Raw genomic sequence first — 14,816 nt, 5'->3', positions numbered from 1 at the left:
CTTACATGCTGTGTTATGCAGTTACCTGCACAAACTTCACAGAGCGTTAATCGCTACAGCAAGACCAGACTTGCGGTTTGCAGCCTGATTCTTATGAATCACGCCACGACCTGCAGCCTTGTCAAGCTTCTTAGCGGCTACTGCGAAAGCGGCCTGCGCTGCAGCCTTATCACCAGCGGTGATGGCTTCACGAGTAGCACGAATAGCAGTCTTCAAAGCAGACTTTACTGCTACGTTACGCTTATGTGCTTTCTCGTTAGTGAGAACACGCTTTTTCTGCGACTTAATGTTTGCCACTGTTACTCCAAACGACGTTTGCTATATAAGGACATACAAATAGTAAGTGTATCATGCTTATTAGATAAATATAGTAATTTATATAATTAATTTGTTATTGTTGGTTTAATTAAAAACTTATTGAATATGCTACTTAATAAATAACTTTCGTATTTTGCACCTTACGCTAAGGCGGTAGATTTGCTAATATTGATTAGTTATAGTGCTTGATTCATGCTTGCATGTTTTCATGTATTCGCATTCTTAAAAGGAGATATTTGCCTTGATTACACCGCATAACCAGCCAGGATTTACGGATCAATCGTTGATACGCAATTTCTGCATTATTGCGCATATAGATCACGGCAAGTCCACTGTAGCAGATCGCATTTTACAACTTTCAGGAATCGTGCCAGAGCGTGAAATGCGAGACCGTTTCTTGGATCGCATGGATATTGAGCAAGAGCGCGGTATTACTATTAAATCGCAGGCTGTTCGCGTTCCTTGGACTTTTGAAGGCAAAGAGTATTCGCTTGGCATGATCGATACTCCTGGACACGTCGATTTTACTTATGAAGTTTCGCGCGCGCTGGCAGCATGCGAAGGTGCTGTGCTGTTAGTAGATGCTACTCAAGGTATTGAAGCGCAAACGCTTTCTAATCTTTATATGGCAATCGACCATAATTTAACGATTATTCCTGTTCTTAACAAAATCGATTTGCCTAGTGCTGAACCAGATAAGCATGCTGAAGAAATAGCTGGTTTAATTGGTTGCAAGCCGGAGGACGTGTTGCGTGTTTCTGGTAAAACCGGCGAAGGTGTTAAAGACTTACTTGATCAAATTGTGCTGGAAGTTCCAGCCCCAAGCGGAAATCCTGATTCTCCTGCTCGCGCGCTCATTTTTGACTCCGTCTACGATTCTTATCGCGGAATTGTCACCTATATTCGTATGGTTGATGGCGAACTTAAGTCGCGCGAAAAATTGCATATGATGGGAATCGGCATGACGCACGATCCTATTGAAATCGGCGTTATTAGCCCAGATATGACTCCAACTAAGGCGCTTGGAGCCGGAGAAGTAGGCTATGTAATTACAGGTGCAAAAGACGTGAGTCAATCTAAAGTTGGCGACACTATTACCAGTGCCGTAAATCCTGCATCTGAGCCTTTGGATGGTTATCGCGACCCTAAACCTATGGTTTACGCAGGTCTTTTCCCAATTGATAACGCTCAATTCCCAGATCTTCGAGATGCTCTCGACAAGCTAAAACTTAATGATGCGGCTCTTATTTACGAGCCAGAAACGTCTGTTGCGTTGGGCTTTGGTTTCCGTTGTGGATTCTTAGGTCTTCTACACATGGAGATTGTTTCAGAGCGCTTAAGCCGCGAGTTTGGCTTGGATCTTATTTCCACTGCTCCTAACGTAACTTATGACGTCACTAGCGAAGATGGTAAAGAACATCACGTAACAAATCCTAGCGAGTTTCCAGAAGGCAAGATTAAGCGCATTATTGAGCCAATGGTTGCTGCAGATATTATCACTCCGAAAGAGTTTATTGGTGCTGTAATGGATTTGTGCCAGGATCATCGCGGAGAAATGGGCACAATGGAATATATTAGTGCAGACCGCGTGGAAATGCATTACAGGATTCCTCTTGCAGAAATCGTTTTTGACTTCTTTGATCAGCTTAAAAGCCGCACAAAAGGCTATGCTTCTCTTGACTACCACGAAGATGGCGAGCAAGCTGCCGATTTAGTGAAAGTTGATATTCTTATTCAGGGAGATAAGGTTGACGCTTTTAGTGCGATTGTGCACCGCGATAAGGCTTATTCTTACGGCGTTATGATGACTAAGAAGCTTCGCGGTCTTATTCCTCGCCAGCAGTTTGAGATTCCAATTCAGGCGGCAATCGGCTCTAGAATTATTGCTCGCGAGACTATTAGCGCTCTTCGAAAAGATGTGCTCGCTAAGTGCTACGGCGGCGATATTACGCGTAAACGTAAGCTTCTTGAAAAACAGAAGGCTGGTAAGAAGCGCATGAAGATGCTCGGACATGTTGAAGTTCCGCAGGAAGCATTCGTTGCGGCTTTGGCTACAGACGAGAGCGCAAACGATCGCGATACTAAAGATAAGATTCGCGCAGCGCAAAAGTCTGAAGGATGAGTTTAGAGTTGGATGCTGAATTAAATAAATCAGCTATGCAAACTGAAAGTATGCCTTTTGAAGTGTACGTGCACGTGCCGTTTTGCTTGCGCCGCTGCGGTTATTGCGATTTTAACACGTATACTGCTCGCGATTTGGGTGAAGGTGCAAGTCGCGAAGGTTATGCGGATGTTGCGATTCAAGAGATGCGTCTTGTAAAAAAATGGCAGGAATATCACGGAATTTTCGAACCTAAAGCGCAATCTGTTTTCTTCGGTGGAGGCACTCCAACAGTTCTTAAAGCGCAAGATTTAGTGCGAATTTTGCAAGAAATACGCAACTTGTGGGGGTTTAATAAAGACGCGGAAATAACTACTGAAGCAAATCCGGATACTGCAGATGAAAAGTATATTGAAACGCTTGCAGAAGGTGGATTTACTCGAATATCTTTTGGAATGCAATCAGCAGTGCCGCATGTTCTTAAAACTCTTGACCGCACGCATACTCCAGAAAATGTAACTCGCGGTGTAAAAGCAGCAAACGCATGTGGTTTGCGTTCAAGTGTTGACTTGATTTATGGTGCTCCGGGAGAGAGTCTAGACGATTGGCGAGAGTCAGTAGAAATGGCTTTAAGCCTAGGTGTTAACCATATTTCTGCATATGCGCTAACGGTAGAGCCGCGCACAAAAATGGGTCGTCAAATCGCTGCTGGCACTATTCAAGCGCCAAACGACGATGATGAAGCTCAAAAATACGAGTTGGCGGACGAACTTTTTAACTCTGCTGGATTACAATGGTACGAGATTTCTAATTGGGCGCGTCCGGGTTTTGAATCTCAACATAATCTTGGCTACTGGCGAAATATTGATTGGGCTGGAATTGGTCCTGGAGCACATTCGCACTACAATGCTGCCAATCGTATTAGTAAACAAAGCATGGATGATAGTGCTTCTTTAGCTAATCCAAACGAGTTTTATAACCTTCGCTCATGGGATATTTTGCACCCAAAACGATGGGCGCATGCTATAAATCTTGGAAATGTGCCGTGGCAAAACTACGAGTGTATAAATGCTGAAGATGCGCTTATTGAAGAAGTAATGCTTGGGCTTCGCATTAAAGAAGGTCTTAATATTTTGCAATTGTGCGAAAAGATGCGCGAAACTAATAAGGTGTTCGATGATTCGCATTTGCAAAAAGTGTTACGCGAAGTGTGTAAGGAAGATTTGGCAGTGTTGCACGAAAATCGCATTATCGCAACACGCAAAGGTAGGCTGCTCAACGATTTATTAATAGAAAGAATTGTCGACGCGTGTGAAGAAGGCCTTACCGTGCTAAAATAGTGCGTATTGTGTCATAAATGCTTGATATACGAAAATTCAATGTAGAAAGGAACAATCATGGCAAACCGCAAAGAGCGTCGCGCGAAGGAAAGGCAGAGCCGCAAGGGGATTCCTTCTCAATATGATGAAACAAAAGGTCGCGCTCGCGGAGGCATGATTGACGAATACAATTTACAAGAACGCTCTAGAAGACTTCAAGAGAGGGGAACTGGTCCTTGGAAGCCAACTTCTAACGTGACAGCTGAGGAGGAGAGACTGGCTCGCAATGTTAAGAGATCTCAGGTGGGCGATGATACTTGGAATGTTGTTCGTAAAGTTGTCGGAGTGTTTTCCTGGGCTGTGATTTTGCTTTCCGCGCTTGCTTTCTTGGTGATTATGTGGCTTCCTAGCCAGCCTATTGTGCTTGTTGTGGTAGTTTCCGTTTTGTTTGCATTAGGCGTGTTTGGCTTGTTCTTTAGCTTTAGTAATTCTAGGCAGAATCCGCGCCTTGACGAGCACGGCACTGCGATTTAGATGTACTTATAAAATAAGAATGTTTTTTAATGATTAAGGTGGGCACTTGCTAATAACAACGTGCTCGCCTTAATTATTTGTGTGCGCTCCGACCTGCTTTCGCGCTTAGAGCGTAGCGCGCGAAAGCAACTCGGAGCGGAAACTCGCTTAAGTTGGAAGTCCACTGGACTTCCAACGCGAGTTTCGTAAGCGAGCGCGTTACCCGCGCGAGCGCATACTGCGTTACGGTCTCTAGTTGGCGCTTTTCGGACATTCGCGCATTTACACAATAGGATGCTTAATGTAGTAGTCGTGCATTGACTTCTTGGAAATTATTTCCTCGCTGCCTTGATTTGCAGATATGCCGATTCTCGCGCGAATCCACGGATCTTCTTTATGCGTTCTTTCGCTGAGCTGATTTCCTGTAAGATTTCCAAGTTTTGCGCACACTTCCTCTATAATCTTGACCTGCTCATATTCTAAAGTTGCGCATCTTTCTGGAAGAGAAATCAGTAGTTCTTCTTTGCGAATTGTGAATCTTCCTCGATGCCTGTTAAATAATTCCAATGAAACCGGACCGTTCGTCCAAGCTTCAAAATCTTCCGGAAATAGTGACAATCCAGTTGTAGCTAAGCTGTGCGCTTGAGAATAATACACAAGCTTCTGCAGCTTCATAGTTGTCATTGGTCCCATAATTTCCAATATTTTTGCCGCTACATTAATAATGCCCATCACGCACCTCCTTTTTCTTTGCAACAAATTAATAGCGATTTTATGAATGGAAAAAGTGAGCGTCAATTCGATTAAAGAAATGTGGACAACTTGTATTATGAGTTATTTTTTAGTTTGTGTTATTTTGCAAGTTCAACTTATTTGATTGTTGTTTTGCGAACTAATCATTTAATAGTTCAACATGCAATAAGTTAATAAGCGAGTAAGTTAATAAACTAATTTCGTGAATCTATAAGCGCGTAGCCATGTCTTACAAGCACAGATTTAAGTTGCGTAAGATAAGCGAGTGAAGCTCTTGAAAGCTTCGTGCGCTCGTTGGTAATCCAGCCAACAAGCATAGTGTCATCACATTCAAGCGGAATAGTGACAATTTTTTCATTGTTTAAATCGCCGTTATCTATTCCAGTGCAAACAGTGTAACCATTCAACCCAATAATAAAGTTTAAAATGGTAGCGCGGTCAGAAACGTTGATCTTTTTCGGTGGGCGAGTAGGCCAAACCGCTTCTTCTGCGAAGAAGAAACTTCCTTCTTCTCCCTGTTCGTATTGAATAAACGGATACGGTTTCAAATCTTCCAAGCTCAAGCTTTTTTGCACTGCAAGCGGATTATTTCTAGAAAGAAAAACATGCAATTTTGCTCGGAAAAGCGGGTGGAATTCCAAATGTTTTTCACGAAGCAGCTTGCCTATTACATCCTTGTTGTAGTCAGAAAGATAAAGAATTCCAAGGTCTGCGCGCATATCGCTTACTTGCTTAATGATATTTTTTGTGCGCGTCTCGCGAATTGAAAACTCGTATTCGTTAGAATGAATACTGCGAATCATATCGACGAATGCTTCAACAGCAAACATGTAGTGTTGTGTTGCAACGCTGCATAATTGTGGGCGAGGCTTAGTACTTTTGTAGCGTTCTTCAAGAAGATCCGCCTGCTCAATTACTTGTCGAGCGTACGTCAAAAACTCAGCTCCATCAGCTGTTAATGCAATTCCTTGAGTGGATCTAGTGAAAATTTCAATGTTAAGTTCTCTTTCAAGCTCTTTTACAGAAGAGCTCAATGCTGGTTGTGAAATATATAGTGCTCGTGCTGCTTCATTCATTGAACCGCAGTCAACGATTTTTACAATATACTTCAGTTGTAGCAAAGTCATACGAGCTTCTTTCGTGAGCTAAAAGTTACGATAATCATCAAAAATCACATAAATGAGCCGCTAACGAATCTAGCAAAAGGTATAGGCATAACCTAATTCTTAGTTGTCATAACCATAGTTCCACATAACCATAGTTTTATATATAATCTTAGTAGTATAAGCTAAATATTTAAGCAATTATTAGAGATTTACTCCTACTGAAGCTAAATCCTTACGCGCTTGCTCTGCAGTTGTAAAAACAAATCCATGCATGCCAACTCTATGAGCTCCATCAATATTTGCTGGCTTATCGTCGAAGAAAACAGTTGTTTGCGGATTTAATCCAAATCTACTTATAGCAAGTTCAAAAATTTCCGGTTCTGGCTTATGCAAATGCTCAACACCGGAAATAATAGTTCCTTGCAAAAGAGTAGAAAGTTCTGGGAATTTGCGTAACGCAAGTGGGAAAGTTTCTTTAGACCAATTTGTTAAGCCCCATACGCCGTATCCAGCTTTACGTAAATCATGCAATAAATCAACCATTCCAGGCATCATTCGTGTCAAAACTTGGTCATAATGAGCGCAATACCAACGGAAAGCCTCAGCAAGTTCGCTTCCAAAGCGACGTTCGTATTCAGGCATAAGATCTTTCAAAAGCTCGCCGCCATCCATGCGGTCCTCAAATTCATAGAACCCGGCTAAATCGTTCTTTCCAAAGCTTCCATTAGGGCAAATAGTATCAACTAAATTCGGGAACTGCTTTTGCAAACAGTTTCGGCAATTCCATTCGAGTAGAACTTTGCAATAGTCAAACATGACGTCATGGATCTCAATATTTTGTGCGTTAGTCATTTATTTCTACTCCTTCTATTTTGTTTCATACGTTATTTTACATTTGCGTATTTTGTTTCATGCGTTAATTTTGCACACTGCCGATATTATTCCGCGCGCTACTTTATATTAATAAGAATCCCAAGAACATGCGGTAATGCATTTATAATATCGCTTGCCACAATTGGATGTTCCAAAGTCAAAGCACGCTTTGATTTCACTATGTCTTGCACTAGTTGAGTGTAATTGTTTCCTCCACTGCTGCGTGATGCAAATACTGCGCAAACTCCGTGAATCACAGCTGCGCTCGCTGCAATAAGTGCGTAATTTTTGTTGTTCGCATTGTTTTTCTCGTTGTTGTTCGCGTTGTTTTCGTTATCTTTTTCGTGCTGAGCCAGCAATGCTCCTAAAATTCCTGCTAGAACATCTCCTGAACCTGCAGTTGCTAGCCAGGATGGAGCGTATTGTGCAATATAAATAGGAGAGTGCAATTTTGATGGTGATGCAACTGCTGTTGTTGCGCCTTTAACTAACACAGTTGCTCCAGTAAGATTGGCTGCTTTTTGAGCGTAGTGTGTTGGGTTGCTGGCTATTTGTTGTGCGCTTACTTCTAAATCGTATCTAGTAAAAAGCGAGCTTAATTCTCCTGTATGAGGTGTGAGAACTACTTTTTCGCAAACTTGTTTTGGCAGTAAGTCTAATGCTCCAGCATCTACGCATATTGGCGGAAGATTGTTATTTAATTGCGTTTCAGCGTTGTCGTTTTTGTTGTCGTTTTTGTTTTCGTTGGAGTATTTTGCAAGTATGCTAGCAATGTATTTTCTTTGAGATAAAGCCGTTTCGTCGTTGCAATGGCTTTCGTCTGGTATGCCGCATCCAACTGTTATTGCGTCGATTTTTCCGTTTAATTGTTCGTATGCTACTACTTCAGGGGATGCTTGCAATACTAAATTTTGTGCACGAAGAGGACCTGAATAACGGACCATTCCAATATTTGCATGTATTGCAGCGCTTGTGCTTAACACTGCTGCTCCGGGATAGTCGTTTGAACCGGTAATTACGCCTAGAACGCCTCTTGAATATTTATTATCGCTTGCATGAGGCGTGCGCAATGGTGTGGAAGCAAGATGAATATCTACTGATATTTCATTATTTGCAGAGTTTTTATCGTCAGTGTGCGAACTGTCAGGTTTTGCAATGTAATTCATACCATCTGTATTGCCAAACATAGTATTAAGTGTAATCGTCGTTAAGCACATGCAGAGTTGGCTAAACATGTGTATTACTGTCTAAACTTATGTATTGTTACAATTTGTAAACATTTTGAAAATATTTGTAATTTTTTTGTTATTCTGCGTGTCGTGAGTATTATGGCGTGTCGCTACTAGTTTTTGCGTAAAAAATAAACAAAAATGCCTGATTAATAAATTTGTCCAAATGTTATAATCATATTTATTTTTTCGTTGGTATATTAACGTTTTTTAATGCAAGATAAAGCAGAAAGCAGCATGGTCTTTTTTGAAATTTTGCATTATAGCAGATGAAAAATTCACGAAACGCATTTTTGCAAAAATAATTATATTTTTTCACATTTTTTATTGACCGTCACGTATATTTTTCTTATGCTATAAGCGTTATTGCGAATGATTATTTTTTTCATGAATAGCTTTCATGAGTACCTCTCACAATCAACCCATGCAATAACAGTTAAAGATTCCCGAAAGGAACGAGTGTGAAAACTTCACGAATTTTCGCAACTGCAGCTGCGGTTGCATTATTAGCAACTTCTATGGGTGCTTGCGGCTCTGCAAAAAATGCCGAAAATAAGGCGAAGGGCAATCAAGTAAATGTAGTGGCAACTACAACTCAAATTTGCGATTACGTAACTCAAATCGCTTCAACTGCTGACGCAAAATCTGGATTGAGCCTCAATAAGACTGATTCTCAGGGCAAGAAGTCTGTAATCGGAGCTCCTCAAGACAAAGCAAAGTCAACAATTAATTTGACCTGTTTGCTTGCGCCAAACGCTTCTGCTCATGAGCATGAAATGACTCCAGCTCAATCTAAAGCTCTTTCTAAGGCTGATTTGATGCTTGTTTCTGGTGTAGATCTCGAGCACTTCTTGGATCAAGCTGTGAAAGCTACCGGTTTTAAGGGCACTATGGGTGTAACTTCCGGTATTCTCACTGCTGACGAAATCAAGGATCCAAAGGCTGAGACTGCTAAGGAAAAGGATCTTCCATACAAGGTTGATCGCGGTATCGCTAAGGTGCATGCTGAAAAGTGGCCATTCCCTCCAGAAGAAGGCGAGAAGGAGCCTGAATTCCAGTACGATCCACATATTTGGACCAGCACGAAGAACACGATGATTCAGGTTAAGAATATCGGTTATTTCCTCGGAAAAGCTCTTCCTAAGAGCAAATCTATTTTCGATGAGCATGTTGAAAAGTTCGTTAAGTCTTTGACTGATTTGGATGCTTGGGCAACTAAAGCTTTGAATAGTGTGCCACAAAAGCATCGTGTTCTCTTCACTTCTCACGATGCATTCGGTTACTTCTCTCGTGACTACAATGTGAAGTTCATTGGTGCAGCACTTTCTGATTTCAACAGCCAGCAGGATGCTACTGCAGATCATATTCAGAAAGCTGCAGAAGATGTCAAGAAGTCCGGAGCTATTGCCATCTTTGCTGAGAATTCTAACAATTCCAAGTCTATCAAGGCTGTTGCTGCAGCAGCAGGAGTAAAGGCTGTTATTGGCGACGACGCACTTTATGGAGATTCGCTTGGACCAGTCGGATCTGCAGGCGAAACTTACATCGGTTCCATTGTTCACAATGTTGAAACATTGGTGAAAGCTTGGAATGGTAATGTTCCTGAACTTCCAGATTCAGTTAAGACTGCATTGAAGAAGTAACATATAAATAACAGTAAAAATAATAGTATCGTAACAGTAACTTTAGTAGCGAAAGTTTAATAGCGAAAGCAAGAAGTTACTGTTACGAATACTTATTGATAAACTGAAAAGACTGGAAATATAGTGAATAAGAGCGTCCTTGCAATGAAAAATTGCGACCTGGCATACGGTTATAAAACTGTAGTGACTGGTATTAATGGCAGTGTGCAAGCCGGGGAAGCTTTGGCTTTAATAGGTCCAAATGGTTCTGGGAAAACAACGTTTTTGCAGGCTATTATTGGTATCGTGCGCGTAAGTCGCGGTGAACTGAAAATGCCTAAGGCTTTGTCTATTGGATATGTTCCACAGCAGGTTGATTTGGATTTAACGTTCCCGATTACTGCACGGCAAGTTGTTGCAATGGGCTTAAGTAGACAGACAGGTTTTCTTGGATTGCTTAAAAAAGATCAGAAAAAAGCTGTTGAGGATGCTCTTAATCATGTTGGTTTATTAAATCGCGCAGATGTGCGATTTGGTGACCTTTCTGGCGGTCAGCGCCAGCGTATTCTTCTTGCGCGCGCTATTGTTGCAAAGCCAACGCTTATTTTGCTCGACGAACCTTTTAATGGTCTTGATGAACCGAATCGCCGAGAACTTCTTAATATTATGAAATCAGCAAAGCAAGAAGGTATTGCTTTTGTTGTATCTACGCACGATTTAGTTATTGCAGATGCTATTTGTGAAAAAGCGCTACTTTTAGCTGGTAAGCAGATTGCTTTTGGCGCGCTTAAAGAAGTAATGACTAAAGAAAATATTACTCGCGCGTATGGTGGAAGCATGCCTGCTGCTTCTGCAGGTCTTACTTTTTCGGAAATTGCGGAAGGCTGATTTTCAATGCTTGCCCAATTAGTTGAGTCATTAAGAAAAGTTCTGGAACCAATTCCTGGTTTTGATTTTATTGCTTCTGCTCCTTATATTTTTCGCCCGTTCTGCTTACTTATAGTTCTGTCCATAGCTAGCGGAATCGTTGGTGTATTTGTGAACTTGAGATGTGCTGAATTTAATGCGGAAGCTATTGTGCATGGCATATTTCCTGGAATTGTTGTAGGTGCTTTATACGGTGGCATAGATCAAATTATTCCTGGTGCTGCAATTTGTTCAGTATTTTTAGTTGCTGCATTAGTGTGGGCTTCTCGTTCAACTCGCATAAATGAATCGATTATCGCAACTGTTTTAACTACTTTCTTTGCTCTTGGTGTAGTAATTTCACTAAAAAAAGGTGATATGTCAGGTCAGCTCGAGGCATTGATGTTTGGTAGGCTGCTCGATGTCACTGATGAGCGAATGACTCAAGCAATGTGGATTTGCTTGTTTGCAATTATTGTGCTTTTGGCAACTTGGAAACAGCAGATTATTGTTGCTTTTGATCGAGCTAGTGCTCCATTAATGGGAGTGCATACTCTTTTTGTCGATATTGTTCTTAACGTTGGTATTGCTGCGGTTGTTGTTTCTGCATCTTCAGCTGTTGGTGTTCTTCTTGTGATTGGATACCTTATTATTCCAGGAGCTAGTGCTCGTTTAGTGTCTAGAACAGTTGGGCGCATGGTTGCAGTTGGTATCTTTGTTGGTATTGCTGGAGTTGTTCTTGGTATGTACGTTATGAATTTGGAGCTTGATCATCCTATTTCTCCTCAAGCTGCAATTGCATTAAGCATGTGTGCAATGTTCGTAGTTGTGCTTATTGTACGCTGGCTATTCCAAGTTATTTCATCTATAGTTTTTGCGCATAAAACTCATACAAGCGGTAGCGATATAAAAGTTTTAGCAAAATCTTATAAAGGTAGGGAATAGATGGTAAGTATTTGGCAAATTATCGCTCTACCTATAGTTGAAGCAATTGTTGTAGGTGCTCTATGCGGTTTCGTTGGCTCTCTTGCGCTTCTTAACCAGCGAATATTCTTTACTGAATCTATTACTCATGCTGCTTTTCCTGGAGCAGTATTAGGTGTAGTTTTAACTTCTGCTTATACAATAGATCAAAATATTTTGTCGCTTGGGCTTTTTGTCGGTGCTGCTGTTGCGTGCGTTGTACTTTCCTTAGTAATGTATGCACTTTCGCATCTTAAGGGCATTTCTTCGCAAGCTGCAGCTGGTATTACTTTAACTGTTGGCTTTGCTAGTGGATACTTTTTAAATAAGTGGTTTGCTCCATTGCCATTGCGTATTGAGGGATTTTTAACTGGATCATTGCTTAATTGCACTCCTGCAGACGTGATTTCAGCATCTGTTGCTTTCTTGCTTGTTTTGGGATTATGGATTTTTAATTCTGCTAATCTTGTGCATTGCTCGTTTGATCCGATTAATTACCGTGCTGCAGGTGGAAGATCAGGTTTTATACAGGGCATGGTTCTTGCTTTGATTATTATTACTGTTTCCGTTATTATTCCAGCAGTTGGTACAGTTGTTTCAGTATCTCTTATTGCTGCTCCTGCTGCAGCATTAAAGGGAAGAATTGCTTCTATAAATAAATTCGTACTTGCATGCGTAATTACTGCTGTTTCAATTGCTTTAATTGGACTAGCTTTAGCTGTAATACTGAAGCTTTCTGCCGGTGGCACTATTGCTATTTGCGCTGGAGCTTTCTTCTTAATAGTCAAAATTGGCGAAAGCATTTTTATAAAAATTAATGATTTTTCATCAAGATTGCATGCAAGGCGAGAAAAAGTAGCCGAAAACGCTATTTAGCGAAAGAGTTTTAAAAGTCGCTCTATTGTCCTAAAATGTCAACGAATTGTGCGTGAAAAATGCGCGCGATTGACGTCGTTTTTGCGCGTTTTGTTGATTGTTTAATCGCGTAAGTTTATCGACGCCACACAAGTCCAGGTCTGCACATTAGTAACGCAAGACCCCGATAGAAAAGGACAATTATGGCTGAAAATACCATCTCCATCACCGTAAACGAGGAACGCAAGGAGGTGGATGCAAGCTTCACTGGCGCCCAACTTTTCGCGGAAGATAAGAATATTATTGCTGTGCGTTTAAATGGCGAGTTGCGTGATTTGTACACGTCTCTTCATGACGGCGATACCGTGGAATCAGTGGCCCTTGATAGTGAAGATGGCATCGCAATCATGCGTCATTCCGCTACTCACGTGATGGCTCAAGCTGTTCAAGAAATTCGACCAGACGCAAAGTTGGGCGTAGGTCCTGTAATTAAAGACGGCTTCTACTACGATTTCGATGTTGATACTCCATTTACGCCAGACGATTTGAAGCAAATCGAAAAGCATATGCAGCGCATTATTAAAGAGTCTCAAAGCTTCTGTCGTCGCGTTGTAACAGAGGACGAAGCGCGCGAAGAAGAAGCAAATCAACCTTATAAGTTGGAGTTGATTGGGGATAAGGAAGCAGCTCTTGATCCTGCTGCCTCTGGCGAAATCAGCAAGCATGAGCTTAGCATGTACGACAATGTAGATCGCGAAGGAAACAAGGTTTGGAGCGATTTGTGCCGCGGACCTCACCTTCCAAACACGCGTTACATTAAGGCTTTTAAGCTTGAGCGTGTGGCTGCAGCTTACTGGCGTGGCTCGGAGCAGAATCCTATGCTTCAGCGCATTTACGGCACTGCTTGGCCTAGCAAGGAAGAGCTTAAAGCTTACACAACTCGCATGGAAGAAGCTGCTAAGCGCGATCACCGCAAGCTTGGTCAAGAGATGGATTTGTTCTCCTTCCCAGACGAGATTGGCCCAGGCTTAGCCGTATTCCATCCAAAGGGTGCTGCAATTATTAACGCAATGGAAGATTATTCGCGCGAGCAGCACAGAAAGCATCACTACAGCTTCGTACAAACTCCGCACATTACTAAGGGTGGCTTATATGAGACTTCCGGCCACTTGCAGTGGTACAAGGATGGCATGTATCCTCCAATGAAGCTTGACGAAGAGCGCGACGAAAATGGTAACGTAACTCGCCAAGGTGCTGACTACTACTTGAAGCCAATGAATTGCCCAATGCATAACTTGATCTTCAAGTCTCGCCAGCGTTCTTATCGCGAGCTTCCTTTGCGCTTGTTTGAGTTTGGTACTGTGTATCGCTACGAAAAGTCTGGCGTTGTGCATGGTTTAACTCGTGTTCGTGGATTGACTCAGGATGATTCGCACATTTATTGCACTCGCGAGCAGATGCGCGATGAGCTGAAGAGCTTGCTTAACTTTGTGCTTGGTCTTCTTAAAGACTTCGGTTTGAACGACTTCTACTTGGAGCTTTCCACTAAGGATGAGCATAAGTTCGTCGGTTCCGACGAGATTTGGGAAGAAGCAACTAATACTTTGGCAGAGGTTGCTAAAGAGTCTGGTTTGGAACTCGTGGACGATCCAGGTGGAGCTGCATTCTACGGCCCGAAGATTTCCGTGCAAGCTCGCGATGCAATCGGTCGCACTTGGCAGGTTTCTACTATTCAGCTCGACTTCAACTTGCCTGAGCGCTTTAAGTTGGAGTACATTGCGGCTGACGGTAGCCACCAGCGTCCTGTGATGATTCACCGCGCACTCTTTGGCTCTATTGAGCGTTTCTTCGCTATTTTGCTTGAGCATTATGCAGGTGCATTCCCAGCATGGTTGGCTCCAGTTCAAGTAACTGGCGTTCCTGTTGCAGACGAGTTCGCTCCACACTTGCAAAAATTGATTAGCGATTTGGAAGAGAATATGGTTCGTTGCGAAATGGACAACTCTGACGATCGCTTCGGCAAGAAGATTCGTAACGCTTCTAAGTCTAAGGTGCCGTTCACTTTGATTGCTGGAGAAGAGGATGTGAACAACAATGCTGTGAGCTTCCGCTTCCGCGATGGCAGCCAATTGAATGGCGTTCCTGTTTCGCAAGCTAAAGAGTGGATTTTGTCCATCATTAAGCAGCGCGTTCAGGTCAATACTGCAGAAGATTTCGAGCGTTACACTAAGTAGCATAAGCTATTTAAGTTATGTAAC

Annotated in this window: 13 protein-coding genes; 8 read left to right on the top strand and 5 right to left on the bottom strand. The window is 42.1% G+C overall.

Annotated elements, in window-relative coordinates; all coding sequences use genetic code 11:
• Positions 1-36: 36 nt before the first annotated feature.
• Positions 37-297 carry a 30S ribosomal protein S20 gene (gene rpsT, locus HXT44_RS04455; protein ID WP_004106518.1) on the bottom strand — a complete coding sequence of 87 codons (261 nt, stop codon included), beginning with the start codon at positions 295-297 and terminating at the stop codon, positions 37-39.
• A gap of 262 nt (positions 298-559) precedes the next feature.
• Between rpsT and lepA the strand changes: the two genes are divergently transcribed.
• Genes lepA through HXT44_RS04440 form a run of 3 tightly spaced genes read left to right on the top strand, consistent with a single transcriptional unit; the run spans position 560 to position 4,272 of the window.
• The gene (gene lepA, locus HXT44_RS04450; RefSeq protein WP_012914227.1) at positions 560-2,440 is read left to right on the top strand and encodes a translation elongation factor 4; all 1,881 of its coding nucleotides are present in this window, start codon (positions 560-562) and stop codon (positions 2,438-2,440) included.
• A complete protein-coding gene (gene hemW / locus HXT44_RS04445) occupies positions 2,437-3,759 on the top strand; it encodes a radical SAM family heme chaperone HemW (protein ID WP_004108768.1) in 1,323 nt (440 codons plus the stop codon). Before lepA ends, hemW begins: the two co-directional genes overlap by 4 nt.
• A 57-nt stretch (positions 3,760-3,816) precedes the next feature.
• Positions 3,817-4,272, top strand: coding sequence for a hypothetical protein (locus tag HXT44_RS04440; protein WP_004108771.1), 456 nt, complete (start codon positions 3,817-3,819; stop codon positions 4,270-4,272).
• Between the two features lie 261 nt (positions 4,273-4,533).
• Here the strand turns inward: HXT44_RS04440 and HXT44_RS04435 are convergent, their stop codons facing one another.
• The 4 genes from HXT44_RS04435 to HXT44_RS04420 all read right to left on the bottom strand — a co-directional run bounded on the left by HXT44_RS04435 (position 4,534) and on the right by HXT44_RS04420 (position 8,200).
• On the bottom strand, positions 4,534-4,983 hold the full coding sequence (locus HXT44_RS04435; protein ID WP_004108773.1) for a Panacea domain-containing protein: 450 nt from the start codon (positions 4,981-4,983) through the stop codon (positions 4,534-4,536).
• 215 nt (positions 4,984-5,198) lie between these two features.
• Positions 5,199-6,131: a LysR family transcriptional regulator gene (locus tag HXT44_RS04430; protein ID WP_064621592.1), complete on the bottom strand. Its 933-nt coding sequence runs from the start codon at positions 6,129-6,131 to the stop codon at positions 5,199-5,201.
• A 180-nt stretch (positions 6,132-6,311) separates the two neighbouring features.
• Entirely contained in the window at positions 6,312-6,962 is a 651-nt protein-coding gene (locus tag HXT44_RS04425) for an HAD family hydrolase (protein WP_004119121.1), read from the bottom strand.
• A 98-nt stretch (positions 6,963-7,060) separates the two neighbouring features.
• Positions 7,061-8,200 (bottom strand): ADP-dependent NAD(P)H-hydrate dehydratase, encoded by a 1,140-nt coding sequence (locus HXT44_RS04420; protein WP_285089386.1) that lies wholly within the window; start codon positions 8,198-8,200, stop codon positions 7,061-7,063.
• Between the two features lie 473 nt (positions 8,201-8,673).
• Here HXT44_RS04420 and HXT44_RS04415 point away from each other — a divergent pair, with 473 nt between their 5' ends.
• The 5 genes from HXT44_RS04415 to thrS all read left to right on the top strand — a co-directional run bounded on the left by HXT44_RS04415 (position 8,674) and on the right by thrS (position 14,792).
• Positions 8,674-9,855: a metal ABC transporter substrate-binding protein gene (locus HXT44_RS04415; RefSeq protein ID WP_285089380.1), complete on the top strand. Its 1,182-nt coding sequence runs from the start codon at positions 8,674-8,676 to the stop codon at positions 9,853-9,855.
• A gap of 144 nt (positions 9,856-9,999) precedes the next feature.
• Positions 10,000-10,722 (top strand): metal ABC transporter ATP-binding protein, encoded by a 723-nt coding sequence (locus tag HXT44_RS04410; protein ID WP_004574322.1) that lies wholly within the window; start codon positions 10,000-10,002, stop codon positions 10,720-10,722.
• Positions 10,723-10,728: 6 nt separating this feature from the next.
• The gene (locus HXT44_RS04405) at positions 10,729-11,685 is read left to right on the top strand and encodes a metal ABC transporter permease (protein ID WP_285089378.1); all 957 of its coding nucleotides are present in this window, start codon (positions 10,729-10,731) and stop codon (positions 11,683-11,685) included.
• Positions 11,686-12,579, top strand: a complete 894-nt coding sequence (locus tag HXT44_RS04400; RefSeq protein ID WP_004108805.1) for a metal ABC transporter permease — start codon at positions 11,686-11,688, stop codon at positions 12,577-12,579.
• A gap of 182 nt (positions 12,580-12,761) precedes the next feature.
• Entirely contained in the window at positions 12,762-14,792 is a 2,031-nt protein-coding gene (gene thrS, locus HXT44_RS04395; RefSeq protein ID WP_421782575.1) for a threonine--tRNA ligase, read from the top strand.
• Positions 14,793-14,816 lie beyond the last annotated feature (24 nt).

The sequence above is a fragment of the Gardnerella sp. DNF01198P genome (assembly GCF_049244165.1).
Lineage (GTDB): Bacteria > Actinomycetota > Actinomycetes > Actinomycetales > Bifidobacteriaceae > Bifidobacterium > Bifidobacterium swidsinskii.
Note: the sequence above shows the minus strand (reverse complement) of the source record. Positions and strands in the feature narration are given on the sequence as shown.